Consider the following 19,826-nt stretch of genomic DNA (forward strand, 5'->3'; position numbering starts at 1 on the left):
TGCGAGAGGGTCTTGATAATTGCTGCCTGTCTCCACTCGAAAGTGGCTCCCCATTCAGCAATCAACTCAGCCAGTATTGCCAAGCTCGAAAGATTCTTCAAATTTCTAGGTAAGTATCTTTTACAGATAGTGTTTTATCAATAACTCGGCCAATTGCACAGCATTCAAGGCAGCGCCTTTTCTTACGTTATCAGACGCAATCCACAAATTGAGCTCCGCCGGATCGTCCAGCCCACCCCGAACCCGACCGATATATACCTCATCCTGGCCGACTGCATCACCCACAGCCGTCGGATAATCGTCCGACTCAACGTATTCGAGTCCCGGAGCCGCACTCAACGCCGCACAGATCGCAGCCAGATCAATCGGCCCCTCCGTCTGCACCGATAAGCTGATGCTGTCGCCGAAGAATACCGGCGCCTGCACACAGGTTGCCGAGACTTTCAATCCCGGCGCACCGAGCAACTCCTTCAGCTCAGAGGCCACACGCCGCTCCAGCACACCATGGCCGTCGCTATCCGGCGTATCGACCTGAGCCAGCAGATTAAAAGCGATTTGCCGGTCAAAAAAACGCGGTTCGAGCGGACGCGCATTTAACAGCTCGGCTGTCTGGCGCGCTAGTTCGGCCGCGCCTTCGCGCCCACGACTGGTCACCGCCAGGCATGCCGTGACCGCCACACGCTGCAGCTTTATCTGCTCACGCACCACCGCCAATACGCATGCCAGTGCAATGCTCACCGCACTCGGGCTGGTCAGTTGGTAAGGCGCCGAGAGTCTTGCCAACACCTCGGCATTCACCTCTGGCACGACGCGCGGCGCTTGCCGCGCCGGCAGCGCTGCAGCCAGGTCGATGATAGAGCAGCCGGCAGCGCGGGCCTTTTCAGCATACTCAAGCGTCACCGCCGCGCCAGCCGCGAAGAAGGCTAATTGCACACGAGAGAAGTCGAAGGACCCCAGCGCCGACACTCGCAGACTCTTATTCTTGAAGGAAAGCGAGCGCCCTGCCGACTCGCCACTGGCGAGCAGATGCAGATTGGCCAAGGGAAACTCACGCTCTTCGAGCAGTTGCATCAGCGTTTCGCCGACGCTGCCGGTGGCACCGATAACGGCAATATCAAAGGTACGAGTCATGAAAGCGCTTCTGACGAAATTAGCCTCGCACTGTATAGAGCGGCCCCACAAATGCATAGGAGCGAGCCTGCAGGCGGTCGGTTGGTAGCCCGATCGCGAACAGCGCTCGCTCCTATCTTGGAACTCGAAACGGCCCACCCAAGCAGACCGCCGCGACCATCAACGCTCCAGCAGAATCCGCAGCATCCGGCGCAACGGCTCGGCGGCGCCCCAAAGCAGCTGATCACCCACAGTGAATGCGCCTAGGTACTGCGAGCCCATGTTCAACTTACGCAAGCGACCAACCGGCACACTCAGGGTACCGGTCACCGCCGTCGGACCCAGCTCGCGAATGCTGGCTTCACGCTGATTCGGCACCAACTTGACCCACGGGTTGTGCTGACTGATCAGCCCCTCGATGTCGGAGAGCGGCACGTCCTTGTTCAATTTGATGGTCAGTGCCTGGCTGTGGCAGCGCATGGCACCGATACGCACACACAGACCATCGACCGGTATAGGGCTCTTGAAGCGGCCTAGAATCTTGTTGGTTTCCGCCTGCGCCTTCCACTCTTCACGGCTCTGCCCGTTCGGCAACTCCTTGTCGATGTAAGGAATCAGGCTACCGGCCAGCGGCACGCCAAAGTTATCCACCGGGAAGGACTCGCCGCGCATGGCTTCAGCCACCTTGCGGTCGATATCCAGAATCGCGCTGGCCGGATCGGCCAGTTCATCGGCGACCGAGGCGTTGATCGAGCCCATTTGCTTGATCAGTTCGCGCATATTCTGCGCACCCGCGCCACTGGCCGCCTGATAGGTCATGGCACTCATCCACTCGACCAGGCCGGCCTCGTACAAGCCGCCCAAGCCCATCAGCATCAGGCTGACGGTGCAGTTGCCGCCGATGTAGTTCTTGGTGCCGGCGTCCAGCTGCTGATCGATCACTTTGCGGTTGACCGGATCGAGGACGATCACCGCGTCATCGCTCATGCGCAGCGAGGATGCTGCATCGATCCAGTAGCCCTTCCAGCCCGCTTCGCGCAGTTTGGGGAAAACTTCACTGGTGTAGTCGCCACCCTGGCAGGTGAGGATCACGTCCAGGCCTTTCAGCTCTTCGATGCTGTAGGCGTCCTTCAGCGGGGCAATGTCCTTACCGATGGACGGACCCTGGCCACCTACGTTGGAGGTGGTGAAGAACACCGGTTCGATCAAGTCGAAATCCCGCTCCTCCAACATGCGCTGCATCAGCACGGAACCCACCATGCCACGCCATCCGATCAGACCTACACGCTTCATAACCACTACACCTATATAAACAGAGCACCGGAACGTCCCCCGGCAAACCCAAAAAAGTTACAGACTACGCAGCGCTTCGACTACCGCGTCACCCATGGCGGCAGTACCGACCCTGGTCATGCCAGCAGAGTGGATATCACCCGTACGCAAACCCTGGTCCAGCACCTTGCTGACAGCCGTCTCGATAGCGTCGGCCGCCTGGCTCAGATTGAAGCTGTAACGCAGCAGCATCGACACCGAGAGGATGGTCGCCAACGGGTTGGCGATGCCCTGCCCGGCAATATCCGGAGCCGAACCATGACACGGCTCATACATGCCCTTGTTGTTGGCATCCAAGGAGGCCGAGGGCAGCATGCCAATGGAACCGGTCAGCATGGAAGCCTCATCCGACAGAATGTCGCCGAACATGTTGTCGGTGACCATCACATCGAACTGCTTGGGCGCGCGCACCAGCTGCATCGCCGCGTTGTCGACGTACATGTGGCTCACTGCGACGTCCGGGTAATCCTTGGCCACTTCTTCGACCACGGCGCGCCACAGCTGACTGGAGGCCAGCACGTTGGCCTTGTCCACCGAGCACAGTTTCTTGTTGCGTACGCGGGCCATGTCGAAGCCGACCTGCGCGATGCGACGGATCTCGCTCTCGCTGTACGGCAGGGTGTCGTAGGCCATACGCTCGCCATTCTCCAGCACCTTGCTTTCGCGCGGCTGACCGAAATAGATGCCGCCGGTCAACTCGCGAACGATGAGAATATTCAGGCCGGCGACTACTTCCGGTTTCAGCGAGGACGCATCGGCCAGCTGCGGATAGAGGATAGCCGGGCGCAGGTTGGCGAACAGGCCCAGCTGCGAGCGGATCTTCAGCAGGCCGCGCTCCGGGCGCAGGGCCGGCTCGATCGCATCCCACCTGGGCCCGCCGACCGCTCCGAGCAGGATCGCATCGGCAGCGCGGGCGCGCTCGAGGGTTGCGTCGGCCAGCGGTACACCGTACTTGTCGTAGGCCGCACCGCCCAGTTCGTCGAACGACAGCTCGATGCCCAGGCTGTACTTGTCGTTGGCCAACTGCAGCACCTTGACTGCCTCGGCCATGATTTCCGGGCCGATACCGTCGCCAGGGAGAACCAGAATCTGCTTGCTCATGGAATGTCCTTAATTACTTGATCGCACCGAACAGCCAGGGGCTGCTCTGCTGGTAGCTGGTTTCGAAGGTCTTGATTGCCTCGGCATCCTGCAGCGTCAGGCCAATATCATCCAGGCCGTTGAGCAGGCAGTGCTTACGGAAGGCATCCACCTCGAAGCCGTACTGCACGCCGTCCGGACGGGTCACGGTTTGCGCCGCCAAATCGACGGTCAACTGATAGCCTTCGCTGGCCTCGGCCTGCTGAAACAGCTGATCCACCTCGCTTTCCGCGAGAATGATCGGCAGCAGGCCGTTCTTGAAGCTGTTGTTATAGAAGATGTCGGCGAAGCTCGGCGCGATGATCGCCCGAAACCCGTACTCTTCCAGCGCCCAGGGCGCATGCTCGCGACTGGAGCCACAGCCGAAGTTTTCCCGAGCCAGGAGCACACTGGCACCCTGATAACGCGGGAAGTTCAGGACGAAGTCCTGGTTAAGCGGCCGCGTCGAGCAGTCCTGGTTCGGCTGACCGACATCCAGGTAACGCCACTCGTCGAACAGGTTCGGACCGAAGCCGGTACGCTTGATCGACTTCAAGAACTGCTTGGGGATGATCTGGTCGGTATCGACGTTGGCGCGATCCAGCGGCGCGACCAACCCGGTGTGCTGGGTAAAGGCTTTCATCTTCGCTCTCCTTAAGGCTGGGTCAGTTCACGCACGTCGATGAAGCGGCCGGTCACCGCCGCTGCCGCCGCCATCGCCGGGCTGACCAGATGGGTGCGCCCGCCAGCCCCCTGACGGCCCTCGAAATTACGGTTTGAGGTGGAGGCGCAGTGTTCGCCGCTGCCCAGCTTGTCCGGATTCATCGCCAGACACATGGAGCAGCCCGGCTCACGCCATTCGAAGCCGGCCTCGATGAAGATTTTGTCCAGCCCCTCCTGTTCCGCCTGCTGTTTCACCAACCCCGAGCCCGGCACCACCATGGCCTGCTTGATGGTCGCGGCGACCTTGCGGCCCTTGGCCACCTCGGCGGCGGCGCGCAGGTCTTCGATGCGCGAGTTGGTGCAGGAACCGATAAACACGCGATCGAGCTGGATCGCGGTGATCGGCTGATTAGCGGCCAAGCCCATGTACTTGAGTGCGCGAATGATCGAGTCGCGCTTGACCGGGTCGGCCTCGGCCGCCGGGTCCGGCACGTTCTGGTCGACCGCCAGGACCATTTCCGGCGAGGTGCCCCAGCTGACTTGCGGTTTGATATCTTCGGCGCGTAACTCGACCACGCTGTCGAAGTGGGCGTCGGCATCGGAAACCAATCCGCGCCACTGCGTTACCGCCTGCTGCCACTGCTCGCCTTTTGGTGCAAACGGACGACCCTTGACGTACTCGATGGTCTTCTCGTCGACTGCAACCAAGCCGACCCGGGCGCCCGCCTCGATCGACATGTTGCAGATGGTCATGCGCCCTTCCAGCGACAAATCGCGGATCGCGCTGCCGGCAAATTCCAGGGCGTGGCCATTGCCGCCGGCGGTGCCGATCTTGCCGATCACCGCGAGAACGATGTCCTTGGCGGTCACGCCGAAGGGCAGCTTGCCCTCGACCGCCACCCGCATGTTCTTCATCTTCTTGGCGACCAGGCACTGGGTGGCGAGCACATGCTCGACCTCGGAGGTGCCGATGCCATGGGCCAAGGCACCGAACGCGCCGTGGGTGGAGGTGTGCGAGTCGCCGCAGACCACGGTCATGCCCGGCAGAGTGGCGCCCTGCTCCGGGCCGACCACATGGACAATGCCCTGGCGCAGGTCATTCATCTTGAATTCGAGAATGCCGAACTCATCGCAGTTCTCGTCCAGGGTCATCACCTGAATACGCGACACTTCATCGGCGATGGACTCCAGCCCGCCCTGACGCTCGGCCTTGGTGGTCGGCACGTTGTGATCCGGCGTGGCGATATTCGCGTCGATCCGCCACGGCTTGCGCCCAGCCAGACGCAAGCCTTCAAACGCCTGCGGCGAGGTCACTTCGTGGAGGATATGGCGGTCGATATAGATCAGCGACGAACCATCGTCGCGGCGCTTCACCTCATGCATATCCCAAAGCTTGTCGTACAGCGTTTTGCCGGCCATCAGCGGATCCCTCGTCAGCGTATTTCTATGCCCAGGCGAATAGCCCTTCGGCTTATGGGATGATCCTATGGGCTTGCATTAAATTACTCAAATTCATATTTTTCATCCATTGGATAACCCAAAGGAATACAAATGGACCTGGCTGCGCTCAATGCCTTTATTGCCATCGCCGAGACCGGCAGCTTCTCCGAGGCTGGCGAACGCCTGCACCTGACCCAGCCTGCGGTGAGCAAGCGGATTGCCAGCCTGGAACAGCAGCTAAGCGTGCGCCTATTCGACCGCCTGGGGCGTGAAGTCAGTTTGACCGAAGCCGGCCGCGCCCTGTTACCGCGGGCCTACCAGATACTCAACGTGCTGGAGGATACCCGGCGTGCGCTGACCAACCTCAGCGGTGAAATCAGCGGCCGCCTCACTCTGGCCACCAGCCACCACATCGGCCTGCACCGACTCCCGCCCCTGCTCAGGGCCTTTACCCGCGCCCATCCGCAGGTAGCGCTGGATATCCAGTTCCTCGACTCTGAAGTGGCCTACGACGAAATCCTCCACGGCCGCGCCGAACTGGCGGTGATCACCCTGGCCCCGGAGACCCGCGAACCGGTCCGTGCGGTGCCGGTATGGGACGACCCGCTGGATTTCGTCGCTGCCCCCGAGCATCCACTGGCCAGCAATGGCGAGGTGAGCCTGGCCGATGTGGCGCGCCATCCGGCGGTGTTTCCCGGCGGCAACACCTTTACCCACCACATCGTTCGGCGCCTGTTCGAAGCACAAGGGTTGGTGCCGAATATCGCCATGAGCACCAACTACCTGGAGACCATCAAGATGATGGTGTCGATTGGCCTGGCCTGGAGCGTGCTGCCACGCACCATGCTCGATGAACAGGTCGCGCGGCTGCCGCTACCCGGTATCCAGCTGTCGCGACAATTGGGCTATATCCTGCATACCGAGCGCACCCTGTCGAATGCCGCTCGGGCTTTTATGCAACTCCTCGACGCCCAGCGCGACGGTCTTGCACTGGCGCCTACGCAAAGGCTAACGTGAACCAGATAACGATAAGAAAGACTCCCGCATGCCCCAGCCCGATCAAAACGCCGTGAACACCCACGCATCATCGCCCAGCAGAAGAGCCGCCCATGGCCAACCCCAGTGACCGGCAACCGCCACTGCCGCACATTCCGGCACTTGATCCAGGCGAATTCGAAAAAGCCTGGAGCGACGCCCCGAGCCTGCTGGCGGCACTGAACGGAGCGCGCCTGGGCGCCTGGCACTGGGACGTCGAAAGCGGCCGAGTCAGTTGGTCACGAGGCGCACAAGCGCTGTTCGGCCTCGACCCGAAACAGCCATTGCTCACCCGGGTCGACTATATCGAGCTGATTCCGCAGGAGGAGCGCAGCGATGTGCTGCGCCTGTTCCAGCAAGTACTGGACGGCAGCCCAAGCACACGCGCATTCCGCCACCGCATCCGTTGGCCGGACGCCAGCCTGCACTGGATAGAGATCAGCGGCAGCCTGCAACAGGGCGCCGACGGCAAACGGCGAGTGATGGGGGTGATCCGCGACATCACCGCACAGCAGGAGCGCGAGCAGGCGCTGCACCACTCGCAACAGCGCTTCACCAACCTGTTTCAGCTGAGTCCGGACGTGGTGTTGCTGGTACGCTTCGCCGATAGCGTCATCACCGAGGCCAACCAACATTTCGAAAGCACCTTCGGTTGGCCGGCAGCCGACGTAATCGGTCGCTCGACCCTCGAGCTGCAGCTCTGGGTAGATAGCGAGCAACGCGACTTTCTGCGCCTCAATGCATCGACCAGCCGCGACCCAGTGGTTCAGGAGGTGCAGCTGCGTACACGCGACGGGCAGGTTCTCGACGGCATGCTGTCCAGCCAATACATCGATCTGGACGGAGAGGCTTTTCTACTGACCACGTTTCTTGACACCAGCGAACGCAAGCGCGCCGAAACGGCCTTGAGCAGCAGCGAAGATAAATTCGCTCAAGCCTTCCGCCACACGCCTGATGCGGTAGTGATCACCGAGAAAGCCAGCGGACGCTTTATCGAGGTCAATCCCAGCTTCGTCCGCCAGTTCGGCTGGAGCAGTGCCGAAACCCTGGGCCGCACCTCATTGGAATTGGGCATCTGGGCCGATCAGCACGATCGCTTGCGCATGCTCGATGCGCTGCAGCACGACCGCCTGAACCAACTGGAAGTGCGCCTGCACAGCCGCGACGGTAGCGTCAGCAACAACCTGCTGTTTGGCGGCGAGATCGAGCTGGACGGCCGCCCCTGCCTGGTCTTGACGGTGCGCAACATCACCCAGCAACGCATCCAGGAACAGGCCCTGAGGGACAGCCAGGAGCGCCTGACCCTGGCCCTGGACTCGGCCAGCCTGGGCACCTGGGACTGGCACATTCCCAGCGACACGCTCTATGGCTCGGAGCGCGCGGCGACCCTTCACGGCCTCCCGGCGGAGCCCTACCACGGCGAGTTCGGCGCGTTCTTCCGCTGCGTCCCCGAGGAAGATCAACGGCACATGCGCAGGGCCTATCGCGAACTGCTCGAGGGCCGCCAGCAGGTTTACCAGGTCACCTACCGCTCGCGCTTTGCCAACGGCGAAACCCACTACCTGGAAAGCACTGCCAAACTCTACCGCGACGCCCAGGATCTGCCCTTGCGCATGACCGGCGTGCTCATGGACATCAGCGAACGGGTTCAGCGCGAACAGCGCCTGGCGGCTTCGGAGGAGAAGTTTTCCACCCTGTTCCAGGCCAGCCCCGAGCCGATTTGCGTCTCACGCATCCGTGACGGCGTGTTCATCGAGGTCAACCCCAGCTTCAGCAAAACCTTTGGCTGGCAACCACAGGACATCGTCGGCCGTAGCGGCCCGGATGTAGGGTTCTGGGTCGATAGCGAGCAACGCCGGCAGCTGTTCGACAAGCTCACCCGCGACCAGGGACTGAATAACGAGATCGTGAATTTCCTCACCCGTAGCGGCCAGGAACTGACATGCGTGGTGTCCAGCCGGTTTATCCGCGTCGAGCGCCAGCTATGCATCACCTCTACCTTTCGCGACATCACCGAGCACCAGCGGGCCGAGACCGCACTCAAGGCCAGTCAGGAGAAATTCGCCAAGGCCTTCCACTCCAGCCCCGACGCCATCACCATCACCGAACGGGACAGCGCCCGCTATCTCGAGGTCAACGAAGGCTTCTGCCGTCTCACCGGCTACCGCCCGGAAGAGGTCATTGGCCGCACAGCCCTGGACATGAATGTCTGGGCCAACCCCGGGCAGCGGCAAGAGATGCTCGAGCAGCTCCTGCGCGACGGTCGCGTGCTGCACCGGGAAATGCTCGGCAGGCACCGGGACGGCAGGCTCAAGACGGTTGAGGTCTCGGTCGAACCGATCGACCTGGACGGCATCGACTGCCTGCTGCTGACCGCCCGCGACATCAGCCAGCTGAAGGAGGCCCAGGCGCAGATCCAACACCTGGCCTATCACGACTCGCTGACCAACCTGCCCAATCGCGCCCTGCTGATGGACCGCCTGACCCAGCAGATCGCCCTGCTTAAACGCCACGAACTGCGCGGTGCCCTGCTGTTCCTCGACCTTGACCACTTCAAGCACATCAACGACTCGCTGGGTCATCCGGTCGGCGACACCGTACTCAAGCTGGTGACCGCCCGCCTGGAAGCCAGCGTGCGTCAGGAGGACACCGTCGCCCGCCTTGGCGGCGACGAGTTCGTGGTACTGCTCTCGGGGCTCGAGGGCAAACGCTCGGAGGTCACCCGCCAGGCCCGCAAGGTGGCGGAGAAACTGCGCCACCTGCTCGCCGAACCGATGCTGCTGGACGGCCACCGCCTGCAAGTCACGCCGAGCATTGGTATTGCCTTGATTCCCGACCACGGCAGTACCCCCGCCGACCTGCTCAAGCGCGCCGATATTGCCCTGTACCGCGCCAAGGACTCGGGGCGCAACACCATCCAGTTATTTCGCAGCACCATGCAGGAAGCCGCCAGCGAGCGCCTGCGCCTGGAAAACGACCTGCGTCTGGCACTCGCCCGCGGCGAATTCGAGTTGTATTTCCAGCCACAAGTGGATGCCCGCACTGGCAAGATTATCGGTGCCGAAGCGCTGCTGCGCTGGCAACACCCGGTCCTCGGCGCACAATCGCCGGCGCTGTTCATCCACGTACTGGAAGAAAGCGGGCTGATTCTCGAGGTCGGTGGCTGGGTGCTCGCCGAGGCTTGCCACGTCTGCGCGCAGCTGCTCGACGAGGACCTGATCAACCAGCAGGACTTCAGCTTGTGTGTGAACATCAGCCCGCGACAGTTCCGCCAGAACGACCTTGCCGAGCGAGTGGAAAGCAGCCTACGCAACAGTAAAATGCCCAAGTCCATGCTCAAGCTGGAAATCACCGAAGGCATTGTGATTCAGAATATCGAAGACACCATCGCCAAGATGAACCGCCTCAAGCGCATCGGCGTCAGCTTCGCGATGGACGACTTCGGCACCGGCTACTCCTCGCTGACCTACCTCAAGCGCCTGCCGGTGGACGTGCTGAAAATCGACCAGTCGTTCGTCCGCGATGCCACCTGCGACCCTAACGACGCGGAGATCATTCGCGCCATCATCGCCATGGCGCGCAGCCTGGACCTGGAGATGATCGCCGAAGGGGTCGAGCAACAGGAACAACTGGATTTCCTCGAGCTACAAGGTTGCCACCAGTATCAGGGCTACCTGTTCAGCAAACCCTTGCCACTCCCCGAATTCCGCGCCCTACTGGCGCATACCCGGCAGCGCCTGCTCAACGCATGAAGCACTCAGGGCGCCTTTTGCCGCCCTGAGTGTTCAGCTGCATCAACAATCTGCGCTTAGCTCGCCTGCGCGGTGCGCAGAGCATTGATCGGGATGCGCTTGGCCTTGGCCTCTTCCGGAACGATGCGCAGCAGATCGATATTGAGCAGGCCATTGACCAGGCTGGCAGCCTTGACTTCAATATGGTCGGCCAAGCGGAATGACAGTTTGAATGCGCGCCGGGCAATGCCCTGATACAGGTAGGTAACGTTTTCCGCGCCGTTAGCCTGCTTGCCTCCGCTGATGGTCAATACGCCGCGTTCAACATGAAGCTCCAGATCGTCCTCCTGAAAACCGGCAGCAGCGATGACGATACGGTACTGGTCATCGGCATGCTTCTCGACGTTATACGGCGGGTAGCTGCTGCCGGACTCGTTGCGCATCGCCGACTCAAACAGGTCATTGAAGCGATCGAAGCCAATCGACTGGCGGAACAGCGGGGTCATGGAAAATGCAGTACTCATGGGTAGTCTCCTGAATTGCAGCGAGTGGTTCATCGCGAGACCCGACTTCGGCGCCCCGCAGGACTGAACATGTGGTTAGCCGAAAAGATTTCAAGCGCCTGCAAAATCTGCTTACAGGGAGAGCGTCGATGGACAAAGTCATGCTGATCACCGGGGCCAGCCGCGGCATCGGTGCCGCCACCGCCAGGCTGGCCGCCGCCCAGGGCTACGCCCTGTGCCTTAACTACCGCCAGCAACGGCAAGCCGCCGAGACTCTGGTTGCGGAAATCGTCGACGCAGGCGGCCTTGCCATCGCGGTGCAGGCCGATGTGGCCGACGAACTCCAGGTGCAACGGCTGTTCGCCACCCTCGACCAACACTTCGGCCGCCTCGATGTACTGGTCAACAACGCCGGTATGCTGGAACAACAGATGCGCCTGGAGCAGATGGACGGCGCGCGCCTGCAGCGGGTGTTCGGCGCCAATGTATTCGGCAGCTTCTTCTGTGCCCGCGAAGCGGTGAAACGCATGTCGACTCGGCATGGCGGACGCGGCGGGGTCATCATCAACCTGTCGTCGGTGGCCGCTCGCCTCGGCGCGCCCGGCGAATACATCGACTACGCGGCGGCCAAGGGCGCCATCGACAGCCTGACCCTGGGGCTGGCCAAGGAAGTCGCGGCGGAAGGGATTCGGGTGAATGCGGTACGACCCGGGGTGATCGACACCGAGATCCACGCCAGTGGCGGTGAACCCGCACGGGTGGCACGGGTCAGCCAGAGCGTCCCCATGGGGCGCGGCGGGCGCGCCGAGGAAGTTGCCCAGGCGATTCTCTGGCTGGCCAGCGAGCACGCCTCCTACACCAGTGGCGCGCTGCTGGATGTCAGCGGCGGGCGCTGAGCTCGAGCGCCAACGCTCATCGAACGCCTGAACCCAGCCTCTTAGGCGGATCTCGTCCGCCCCACCCCAGCACGCGAGATGCTGCAGCCGTTGCGGCTCGTCAGACTGCGCGGGGTCAAGCGCCGATAAGCTGCTCCCGATCCAGACCAACCGGAACCTCGACACCGAGCAGCGCGTCAATACGACTGCAATCGTTCTCCCGCCGTAGCAGGCCGAACAGTTCGACTGCCTGCGGGTAGCTGCGGGTCAACATCGCCAACCATTGCTTCAAGCGCCCCGGCGCATAACGCGGCGATATCTTGCGCCGGGCCTGCTGCCAGAAGTCGGCGAGCAAGGGTTTAAACTCGACCCAATCCATCTCGATAACTGGCTGCCCGGCCCGCGCCGCGGCAATCTGCCGGGCCAGATCCGGGCGCGCCACCAGGCCACGCCCGAGCATGATGTCCTCGACGCCACTGACTTCACGGCAGCGCCGCCAGTCGTCCAGACTCCAGATCTCGCCATTGGCGAACACCGGCACCTTGACCGCCTCCTGCACCCGCGCCACCCACTCCCAGTGTGCCGGTGGCTTATAGCCCTCGACCTTGGTCCGCGCATGTACCACCAGTTGCCCGGCGCCGCCCTCGGCCAAGGCCTGCGCGCACTCCAGGGCATAGTCTTTATGATCGAAGCCCAGACGCATCTTGGCGGTGACCGGAATGGCGGCCGGAACCGTGCGCCGTACTTCACGCACGATGGCATGCAGCAACTCCGGCTCCTTCAGCAGCACCGCACCGCCGCGTGACTTGTTCACGGTCTTGGCCGGGCAGCCGAAGTTGAGGTCGATCACCGGCGCGCCGAGGGTGCAGGCAAACGCCGCGTTATCTGCCAGGCATTGCGGGTCGGAACCGAGAAACTGCACGCGCAGCGGCGTCCCGGCCGCCGTCTGCGCTGCGCTGAACAATTCCGGAGCGAGTTTCTGGTAGGTCGTGGCCGGCTGCACCCGTTCGGTCACCCGGATAAATTCGGTCACGCACCAGTCGATACCACCTACCCGCGTCAGCACATCACGGAGGATCTCGTCGACCAAACCCTCCATGGGTGCCAGGGCAATCTGCATAGCTACACTCTCGAAAAAACGGCGCGTAGTGTACGCGGTGCAGCGCTGCGGATGAAATGCTCGACACGCGCCTGGTGCGCGCGAACTGCTGCGATCAAGGCGTACTCGACCATAGCCTGCCAGCCTGAGCAGGCCACGGACTCACCAAAGATAGCGGGGCATTCAATACCAACGCGCCGCTTCGCCTCCCGCTGTCGGATTAGAGCTCCATCGGAAACGGCGACTGCAGCGCGCGTCCGTAACCTTCGATGAACTCGCTCGGCATGCGTTTGGGCTTGCCGCTGGACAACTCGATGCAGACGAAGGTGGTCTTGGCGCGCAGCAAGGTCATACCATCCTCCGGGCGCACCAGCTGGAACCGCCGATCCATTTTCAAACGCTGATCCGACTCGACGATCCAGGTGGCCATTTGCAACTCCTGATCCTCATAGGCACTGGCCAGATAGTCGATCTCATGCCGGAGTACCGCCATGGCGCGATCAAGCCGGCGATACTCAGTCAAATCCAATCCCAGGTATTGCGAATGCCGCCAAGCGCAGCGCTCCAGCCAACTGACATACACCGCGTTATTGGCGTGACCCAGACCGTCGATGTCATCGGCACTGACGCTGAGGTCGATAACAAATGGATTAACAAGATCCCAACTCATTCCTAATTGCTCCAAGCTGCATACCAACTGGCAAGGCTGCACCACCGACAGGCTAATTCAAGCCCCAGCACGGAAAGGCACTGCATGCCGACCAGCCTGGGCCAATGCATCTATTGTACGCTTGCGTTGTCAGGCTCACGCACGCGAACCTGAGGCCTCGAATCATGCGCTGGCAGTCTACGACGCGCGAACAATTCTAGGCCGTGACCGCCGAGCAACTCCAGGCTAACGCTGACGAACCAACGAAGATTCGGCAGGGTCACGCCCTTGCCCGGTCGATACCGGAACGCTGCAGCCATGCGCAAGCAGGCGCCAGCCCAGGCTGCAGCCGCGCCCCTCTGAACGACTAGCGTCTCAGCCTGGGCCTTAATAGCGACATTGGCAGCGACCCGGACAGCGCGAAACGGCTGCACCGGGCCGACCCGCCCCTCCTGTGAGCCAGGGCGCTAGCTAGGCACAATCGAGCGGACAGCTAAGACGCCACCGCACGCTGTGGAGCATGGCGCAGCTCGCCGAGCAACTGCAGCACCGCCTGCTGCAGGCTCGGATCGGCCAGGATCTTACGATGTCCGCCAGTTTCTACGCGCAACAGCTGGCTGTCGAACCAGGCCTCATGAATCGCCTCGGCTTCACTGAACGGCACCACTGGATCATCCACGGCATGCACGATCAATCCCGGAAAATCCAACTGATAACGCGTTACATCGAGCTGCCCGGCGGGCATACCGGCCTTCTCCTCGACCAAACGCACGAACTGTGCTCTCGCCTGTTCCGGCAACCCCATGTAGCGGGCAAAACGCCGCAACATGGTGAGGATCCGACTCGGCGCGGCAATACTGACCACCGCCTCGGCCCGCAGCCCCAACTGAGTGGCCAACAATGCACTAGCACCGCCCATCGAGTGCCCGATCACCGCCTTGAGCGGCGGCAACTCGGCGGCCGCTTCGAGCAGCGCGCGAGCGAATAGCACCACATTCGCCTCACGTCCCGGCGAATGACCATGCGCCGGCGCGTCCAGCGCGATCACCCCGTAGCCGGCCTGCACCAGCGCATCGATCAGCCCGGCAAACTGCGTCGGCCGCCCCTCCCAGCCATGCATCAGCAGCACGGTCGGGCCACTACCCCAGCGTAAGGCCGAGAGCCCGAAGCGCAACGTGACCCGCTCCGACCTGGCCAACAGCGGTAGTTCCCAGTCACGCGGCGGCAACGTCCGCGGCGTCATAAATTCGCGGCGCATCTTGCTCGCCACCGCATGAGGGGCCACCCAACCGACGGTGGCGTTGAATCCACGAACCCAGTTCAAGTTGCTCATTGCCCTTCTCCTCAACCGATTGTCTCAAACGATTGCCGACTTCGCCGCACGCAGAACGCGGTCAGACAACTCACCGGGCCCCAACGCCCGCGCCAGCGCCAGACCACCAACCATCAACGCAATATCGGCGAGCACGCTGGGCGCCTCCTCCGGACTCGCCGCCAACTCCGCCACCATCAGCTCCAGGTGTTCGGCCAAGGCCGCGCGAAACGCTTCGGGTAGCCGCACCAGCTCGCTCAGTGAACTGGGCAATGGACAACCTTGCTCGGTGGTATCGCGGTGCTTGCGCGATAGATAGAACGCCGCCATCAAGGTCCGCCGCTCGCGTGCCGGCAAGTCGCTATCCAACTGCTCCATCAACTCCCGGCGCCGACCGAGCAACTGCCGAAACGCCTCCAGCATCAAGGCATCCTTACTCTCGAAGTGTGCGTAGAAGCCACCCACGGTCAGCCCGGCAGCCCCCATCACCTCACCGACGCTCGGCTCGGCCGGACCGCGCTGAACCAACGCAGCAGTGGCCGCACTGAGGATGCGCTCACGGGTTTGCGCCTTCTTGTCGCTCATGCTCGCCTCCGAAAAAATATTACGATTGAAATATTATGCTCGTAATAATTTTAAGCAAGCGAAAACGTCTACCGCTGGTCGGCTGAGCACTTTCAAGGAAAATAGGCGGCAGAAAAAACAAAAGGGCCACTCCGTAAAGAGTGACCCTTAAAAAACCCGTAAGACGGGTAAAAATGGCGTCCCCTAGGGGACTCGAACCCCTGTTACCGCCGTGAAAGGGCGGTGTCCTAGGCCACTAGACGAAGGGGACGAAACCTTCGAAGAACAAGGCCAGCGCGCGGCTGGCCTGTCGTGGAATTGGTGGAGCTAGACGGGATCGAACCGTCGACCTCTTGCATGCCATGCAAGCGCTCTCCCAGCTGAGCTATAGCCCCGGATTTAATGTCTCTCGACGCACAATGCCGAAGCACTGCGGCTGGAAAATGGCGTCCCCTAGGGGACTCGAACCCCTGTTACCGCCGTGAAAGGGCGGTGTCCTAGGCCACTAGACGAAGGGGACGCAGATACCCTTCAAAACTCAGCCAACTCATTGAGCTGACTGTGGCAAGCCTTTCGGCTTTGAGATTGGTGGAGCTAGACGGGATCGAACCGTCGACCTCTTGCATGCCATGCAAGCGCTCTCCCAGCTGAGCTATAGCCCCATCTCAAGGACGGGGCGCATGTTAAGAGCGCGCCCCACCCCTGTCAACAACATTTTAGTCACTAAGCAGATTCTTTCTGCTGACAGAACAACCACTTACCCTATTCCACCGACAGCCGAACACAGTCGACTGCCGGCGGAGCGCCGATCAGGCAATCGCCGCCAGGAGTTTTTCCCACTCTTTGTTTTCTTTCTTCGAGACGCCACCGAGCAGTTCGATGGCCTGGCGCAGGCGGAAGCGGGTGATATCCGGACCGATAATTTCCATGGCATCGAGCACCGATACCGAGCTGGCTTGACCGGTCACTGCAGCGAACATCAGCGGCATGGCATCGCGCAGTTTCAGCTCAAGATGCTCGACCACCGCCTGGATGCAGCCGGTGATCCGGTCCTTTTCCCACTGACGCAACGCTTCCAGCTTCCACAGGATCAACTGCATCAACTGACGCACCTGATCGGCCGAGAGTTTCTTGTGCTCGAACAGCTTGGCGTCCAGGGTCAGGCCGCCAGAAAAGAAGAAGCCGGCCAGCGGGGCGATCTGACTGAAGGTCTCGACCCGCCCCTGTACGTGCGGGGCGATCTTCATCATGTAGTCCGAGTTGAATGCCCACTGCTGCGCGCCCGCGGCAAACGCCTCGACGCTCAGTTCGCGCATCCACTGACCATTCAGCCAGGACAATTTTTCCAGGTCGAAAATGGGCCCGCCGAGCGATACCCGCTGGATATCGAAGTGTTCGATCATCTCGTCGAGGCTGAACTTCTCGCGTTCGCCAGGCATCGACCAGCCCATCCGTCCGAGGTAGTTGAGCATCGCCTGGGGCAGGTAGCCCATACGCTCGTAGAAGGTGATCGAGGTCGGGTTCTTGCGCTTGGACAGCTTGCTCTTGTCGGGATTGCGCAACAGCGGCATGTAACACAGCTGTGGCTTGTCCCAGCCAAAGTACTCGTAGAGCAGGATCAGTTTGGGCGCCGAGGGCAACCATTCCTCGCCGCGCAACACGTGGGTGATGCCCATCAGGTGGTCATCGACCACGTTGGCCAGGAAGTAGGTCGGCAGGCCATCGGTCTTCATCAGCACCTGCATGTCCATGCGATCCCAGGGAATCTCCACCTCGCCACGGAGCATGTCCGGTACCACACACACACCCTCGGTCGGCACTTTCATGCGCACCACATTGGGTTCGCCGGCGCTCAGACGCTGCTCTACCTCGGCAGCCGGAAGGTGCATGCAATGGCCGTCGTAGCGCGGGGTCTGCTTGGCTTCCATCTGCTCGGCGCGCAGCTGGTCCAGGCGCTCGGCACTGCAGAAGCAATGGAAGGCGTGACCCTTTTCCACCAGTTCGGCGCTGTACTGCTTGTAGATATGGCCGCGCTCACTCTGCCGATACGGGCCGTGCGGACCGCCGACATCCGGGCCTTCACTCCATTCGATACCCAGCCAACGCAAGGCGTCGTAGATCTGCTGTTCCGACTCGCGGGTCGAACGCAACTGATCGGTGTCTTCGATACGCAGGATGAATTCACCACCGTGCTGGCGAGCAAAACACAGGTTGAACAGAGCGATATAGGCGGTGCCTACGTGCGGATCACCGGTAGGCGACGGCGCGATACGAGTACGGACGGTGGTCATGGCGGCTCTCAAAAATCGAAACGAGGTGAAATCAAGGCGCCGATATTAACAGGCGCGCCGCCGTGGGCTCCAGCAGGCGCCCCTCTTCGACCGGCAGACTGCTCATCAGGAAATCGAGGAAAGTCTTCACCTTCATCGCCTGGAACCGCCTGGAAGGATAGACCGCATACAACTCGCCAATCGGCAGACGCGCCTCGGGCAACAGCTCGACCAGGCGTCCGCTTTGCACCGCCTGCTCGCTGATCATGACCGGCAACCCGGCGATCCCCGCACCCGCCAATGCCGCTTCGCGGGCCAGGGTGATGTTGTTGCACGACAATACCCGCTGACAGGCTATGTGCTCATCGAGCAAGGGCCAGTAACGCGGCGAGTCCTGGGGCAAGAGAATCGCCCTATGCCCAACCAACTCGGCCACAGTACGCGGACAGCCATGTGCCGCCAGATAAGCCGGGCTGGCGCACAGGCGTCGCCCCGTCTCGAACAGCTTGCGAGCGATCAGGGTGGAGTCCTGTGGCTGGCCGACCAGGATGACGATGTCCACGCCCTCCTCGACCGGATCGACATGCCTTGAGGTCAGCTCCACTTCGGCGCTGATCTGCGGGTACTGGCGCATGAAGTTACCCAGCACCCGGCCGAGGAACAGCTGACCAAACTCGATCGGCGCGGTGATGCGCAACAATCCGGACGGTTCCTGCTGCAGCTGCATGACCGCCTGCTCGGCCTCGGCGAAATCGAGCATGATCTGCCGGCAGCGCTCGTAATACGCCTGACCGACCTCGGTCAGACGCAGCTTGCGCGTGGTGCGATTGAGCAAACGCACACCCAGACGCTCCTCCAGCAAGGCAATCCGCCGACTGACCGTGGACTTCTGCATACCCAGGCCCTGGGCTGCCTGGGTAAAACTGTGGCACTCGACCACGCGGGTAAAGATCAGCGCATCATCCAGCCCCATGATTGTTCCCTATAAGCAACAAAGTTTCTGAAGTCTACTGGCTACAGGCGTGAAAGGAACACTGCTAAATTCGCTGTCACTTTGCCCGAGCTCCGAGCCCCGTCATGCCTGCACAATTGAAACGCCGCCTGTTTGTCTTCTTAGCCGTGCTCGGCCTGATCGCCGCAACGCTATTCGCTCACTGGCTGTTGGTCGGGCGCTTTCTCGAAAGCACCGACAACGCCTACGTCCAAGGCGAGATCACCCGCGTGTCCAGTCAGCTCAGCGCGCGCGTCGATAAGGTGTTGGTGCAGGACAACCAGCACGTAGAACAGGGCGAACTGCTGGCCGTACTCGAAGCCGCCGACTTTCAGCTGGCACGCCAGCGCGCCCAGGCCACCCTGGCGACCCGCGAGGCCGAACTGGCCCAGGCCCAGAGCAAACTGCAGCAGCAGGGCAGCCTGATTACCGCAAGCCAGGCCGACGTCTCCGCGAGCCAGGCCAACCTGGGTCGCACGCAAATCGATCTGTCGCGCGCGCAAACCCTGCGCAAGCCTGGCTACGTGTCCGAGGAGCGGGTCACCAGCCTCGCCGCCGACAGCCGCGTGGCCCATTCACAGGTGGCCAAGGCGCAAGCCGACTTGCAAGCCCAGCGCCAGCAGATCAGTACCCTGGAAGCTGAAGTCAAGCGCCTCGAAGCGCAGATCACAAGCGCCCGCACCGACCTGGGACAAGCTGACCTCAACCTCACCCGCACCGAAATTCATGCACCCATCAGCGGCTTTATCGGCCAGCGTGCCGCGCGCAACGGCCAATACGTGCAAAGCGGCGCCTACCTGCTGTCGTTGGTGCCGGACCAGGACATCTGGATTCAGGCCAACTTCAAGGAAACCCAAATCGGCCGCATGCAGGCAGGGCAAAAAGCCGAACTGATCTTCGACAGCTTCCCCGATACGCCCATAGAGGCGCAGGTCGACAGCCTGTTCGCCGCATCAGGCGCACAATTCAGCCTGCTGCCACCCGACAACGCCACCGGCAACTTCACCAAGGTGGTGCAACGCATCCCGGTCAAACTGACCTTTGCCACGGATAACCCGCTCAAGGGGCAGATCCGTCCTGGCATGTCGGTAGAGGTCAAGGTCGACATCACGGCTGATCAGCGTGGCAGCTGA

16 protein-coding genes and 4 tRNA genes are annotated in these 19,826 nt (G+C 61.8%); 4 read left to right on the top strand and 16 right to left on the bottom strand.

Features of this window, described 5'->3' with window-relative positions; genetic code table 11:
- Positions 1 to 120: 120 nt before the first annotated feature.
- The 5 genes from FBY03_RS00405 to leuC form a co-directional block, all read right to left on the bottom strand.
- Positions 121 to 1,131: an aspartate-semialdehyde dehydrogenase gene (locus tag FBY03_RS00405; protein WP_147170219.1), complete on the bottom strand. Its 1,011-nt coding sequence runs from the start codon at positions 1,129 to 1,131 to the stop codon at positions 121 to 123.
- A gap of 159 nt (positions 1,132 to 1,290) precedes the next feature.
- Positions 1,291 to 2,403, bottom strand: coding sequence for an aspartate-semialdehyde dehydrogenase (gene asd, locus FBY03_RS00410; protein ID WP_147170222.1), 1,113 nt, complete (start codon positions 2,401 to 2,403; stop codon positions 1,291 to 1,293).
- A gap of 57 nt (positions 2,404 to 2,460) precedes the next feature.
- Positions 2,461 to 3,543, bottom strand: coding sequence for a 3-isopropylmalate dehydrogenase (gene leuB, locus FBY03_RS00415; RefSeq protein ID WP_147170224.1), 1,083 nt, complete (start codon positions 3,541 to 3,543; stop codon positions 2,461 to 2,463).
- A 13-nt stretch (positions 3,544 to 3,556) separates the two neighbouring features.
- Positions 3,557 to 4,204, bottom strand: a complete 648-nt coding sequence (gene leuD, locus FBY03_RS00420; protein ID WP_147170226.1) for a 3-isopropylmalate dehydratase small subunit — start codon at positions 4,202 to 4,204, stop codon at positions 3,557 to 3,559.
- A gap of 11 nt (positions 4,205 to 4,215) precedes the next feature.
- Positions 4,216 to 5,643 (bottom strand): 3-isopropylmalate dehydratase large subunit, encoded by a 1,428-nt coding sequence (gene leuC / locus FBY03_RS00425; RefSeq protein ID WP_147170228.1) that lies wholly within the window; start codon positions 5,641 to 5,643, stop codon positions 4,216 to 4,218.
- A 132-nt stretch (positions 5,644 to 5,775) separates the two neighbouring features.
- On the opposite strand from leuC, the gene FBY03_RS00430 reads away from it, so the two are divergent.
- Both FBY03_RS00430 and FBY03_RS00435 read left to right on the top strand, forming a co-directional pair.
- Positions 5,776 to 6,681 (top strand): LysR family transcriptional regulator, encoded by a 906-nt coding sequence (locus tag FBY03_RS00430; protein ID WP_147170230.1) that lies wholly within the window; start codon positions 5,776 to 5,778, stop codon positions 6,679 to 6,681.
- Positions 6,682 to 6,773: 92 nt separating this feature from the next.
- Positions 6,774 to 10,451 (top strand): PAS domain S-box protein, encoded by a 3,678-nt coding sequence (locus tag FBY03_RS00435; RefSeq protein WP_147170232.1) that lies wholly within the window; start codon positions 6,774 to 6,776, stop codon positions 10,449 to 10,451.
- A gap of 56 nt (positions 10,452 to 10,507) precedes the next feature.
- Here FBY03_RS00435 and FBY03_RS00440 read toward each other — a convergent pair whose 3' ends face one another.
- Positions 10,508 to 10,954, bottom strand: coding sequence for an Hsp20 family protein (locus FBY03_RS00440; protein WP_147170233.1), 447 nt, complete (start codon positions 10,952 to 10,954; stop codon positions 10,508 to 10,510).
- A gap of 128 nt (positions 10,955 to 11,082) precedes the next feature.
- Here FBY03_RS00440 and FBY03_RS00445 point away from each other — a divergent pair, with 128 nt between their 5' ends.
- A complete protein-coding gene (locus FBY03_RS00445) occupies positions 11,083 to 11,829 on the top strand; it encodes an SDR family oxidoreductase (RefSeq protein ID WP_147170234.1) in 747 nt (248 codons plus the stop codon).
- A gap of 115 nt (positions 11,830 to 11,944) precedes the next feature.
- Here FBY03_RS00445 and FBY03_RS00450 read toward each other — a convergent pair whose 3' ends face one another.
- The 10 genes from FBY03_RS00450 to FBY03_RS00495 all read right to left on the bottom strand — a co-directional run bounded on the left by FBY03_RS00450 (position 11,945) and on the right by FBY03_RS00495 (position 18,675).
- On the bottom strand, positions 11,945 to 12,928 hold the full coding sequence (locus tag FBY03_RS00450; RefSeq protein ID WP_147170236.1) for a tRNA-dihydrouridine synthase: 984 nt from the start codon (positions 12,926 to 12,928) through the stop codon (positions 11,945 to 11,947).
- Between the two features lie 199 nt (positions 12,929 to 13,127).
- Entirely contained in the window at positions 13,128 to 13,577 is a 450-nt protein-coding gene (locus FBY03_RS00455; RefSeq protein ID WP_147170237.1) for a thioesterase family protein, read from the bottom strand.
- A gap of 472 nt (positions 13,578 to 14,049) precedes the next feature.
- On the bottom strand, positions 14,050 to 14,889 hold the full coding sequence (locus FBY03_RS00460; RefSeq protein ID WP_147170239.1) for an alpha/beta fold hydrolase: 840 nt from the start codon (positions 14,887 to 14,889) through the stop codon (positions 14,050 to 14,052).
- A 24-nt stretch (positions 14,890 to 14,913) separates the two neighbouring features.
- The gene (locus FBY03_RS00465; protein WP_147170241.1) at positions 14,914 to 15,453 is read right to left on the bottom strand and encodes a TetR/AcrR family transcriptional regulator; all 540 of its coding nucleotides are present in this window, start codon (positions 15,451 to 15,453) and stop codon (positions 14,914 to 14,916) included.
- A 174-nt stretch (positions 15,454 to 15,627) separates the two neighbouring features.
- Positions 15,628 to 15,703 (bottom strand) — tRNA-Glu (locus tag FBY03_RS00470).
- Between the two features lie 48 nt (positions 15,704 to 15,751).
- A tRNA-Ala gene (locus tag FBY03_RS00475) sits at positions 15,752 to 15,827 on the bottom strand.
- A gap of 49 nt (positions 15,828 to 15,876) precedes the next feature.
- Positions 15,877 to 15,952, bottom strand: a tRNA-Glu gene (locus tag FBY03_RS00480).
- Between the two features lie 66 nt (positions 15,953 to 16,018).
- Positions 16,019 to 16,094 (bottom strand) — tRNA-Ala (locus tag FBY03_RS00485).
- A 147-nt stretch (positions 16,095 to 16,241) separates the two neighbouring features.
- Entirely contained in the window at positions 16,242 to 17,723 is a 1,482-nt protein-coding gene (gltX, locus tag FBY03_RS00490; RefSeq protein ID WP_147170243.1) for a glutamate--tRNA ligase, read from the bottom strand.
- Positions 17,724 to 17,754: 31 nt separating this feature from the next.
- Positions 17,755 to 18,675: a LysR family transcriptional regulator gene (locus FBY03_RS00495; protein ID WP_147170245.1), complete on the bottom strand. Its 921-nt coding sequence runs from the start codon at positions 18,673 to 18,675 to the stop codon at positions 17,755 to 17,757.
- 104 nt (positions 18,676 to 18,779) lie between these two features.
- On the opposite strand from FBY03_RS00495, the gene FBY03_RS00500 reads away from it, so the two are divergent.
- Complete coding sequence (locus tag FBY03_RS00500; protein WP_147170247.1) at positions 18,780 to 19,826, top strand: HlyD family secretion protein; 1,047 nt, start codon at positions 18,780 to 18,782, stop codon at positions 19,824 to 19,826.

This window comes from Pseudomonas sp. SJZ079 (assembly GCF_007993865.1).
GTDB lineage: Bacteria > Pseudomonadota > Gammaproteobacteria > Pseudomonadales > Pseudomonadaceae > Aquipseudomonas.

Excerpts from the sequence above, each read along its gene's own strand:
- FBY03_RS00440 (WP_147170233.1), bottom strand. The coding sequence starts at position 10,954 with ATGAGTACTGCATTTTCCATGACCCCGCTGTTCCGCCAGTCGATTGGC.
- leuB (WP_147170224.1), bottom strand. The coding sequence starts at position 3,543 with ATGAGCAAGCAGATTCTGGTTCTCCCTGGCGACGGTATCGGCCCGGAA.
- asd (WP_147170222.1), bottom strand. The coding sequence starts at position 2,403 with ATGAAGCGTGTAGGTCTGATCGGATGGCGTGGCATGGTGGGTTCCGTG.
- FBY03_RS00495 (WP_147170245.1), bottom strand. The coding sequence starts at position 18,675 with ATGGGGCTGGATGATGCGCTGATCTTTACCCGCGTGGTCGAGTGCCAC.
- FBY03_RS00405 (WP_147170219.1), bottom strand. The coding sequence starts at position 1,131 with ATGACTCGTACCTTTGATATTGCCGTTATCGGTGCCACCGGCAGCGTC.
- FBY03_RS00500 (WP_147170247.1), top strand. The coding sequence starts at position 18,780 with ATGCCTGCACAATTGAAACGCCGCCTGTTTGTCTTCTTAGCCGTGCTC.
- FBY03_RS00455 (WP_147170237.1), bottom strand. The coding sequence starts at position 13,577 with ATGAGTTGGGATCTTGTTAATCCATTTGTTATCGACCTCAGCGTCAGT.
- FBY03_RS00450 (WP_147170236.1), bottom strand. The coding sequence starts at position 12,928 with ATGCAGATTGCCCTGGCACCCATGGAGGGTTTGGTCGACGAGATCCTC.
- gltX (WP_147170243.1), bottom strand. The coding sequence starts at position 17,723 with ATGACCACCGTCCGTACTCGTATCGCGCCGTCGCCTACCGGTGATCCG.
- FBY03_RS00445 (WP_147170234.1), top strand. The coding sequence starts at position 11,083 with ATGGACAAAGTCATGCTGATCACCGGGGCCAGCCGCGGCATCGGTGCC.
- FBY03_RS00430 (WP_147170230.1), top strand. The coding sequence starts at position 5,776 with ATGGACCTGGCTGCGCTCAATGCCTTTATTGCCATCGCCGAGACCGGC.
- FBY03_RS00460 (WP_147170239.1), bottom strand. The coding sequence starts at position 14,889 with ATGAGCAACTTGAACTGGGTTCGTGGATTCAACGCCACCGTCGGTTGG.
- FBY03_RS00465 (WP_147170241.1), bottom strand. The coding sequence starts at position 15,453 with ATGAGCGACAAGAAGGCGCAAACCCGTGAGCGCATCCTCAGTGCGGCC.
- leuD (WP_147170226.1), bottom strand. The coding sequence starts at position 4,204 with ATGAAAGCCTTTACCCAGCACACCGGGTTGGTCGCGCCGCTGGATCGC.
- FBY03_RS00435 (WP_147170232.1), top strand. The coding sequence starts at position 6,774 with ATGGCCAACCCCAGTGACCGGCAACCGCCACTGCCGCACATTCCGGCA.
- leuC (WP_147170228.1), bottom strand. The coding sequence starts at position 5,643 with ATGGCCGGCAAAACGCTGTACGACAAGCTTTGGGATATGCATGAGGTG.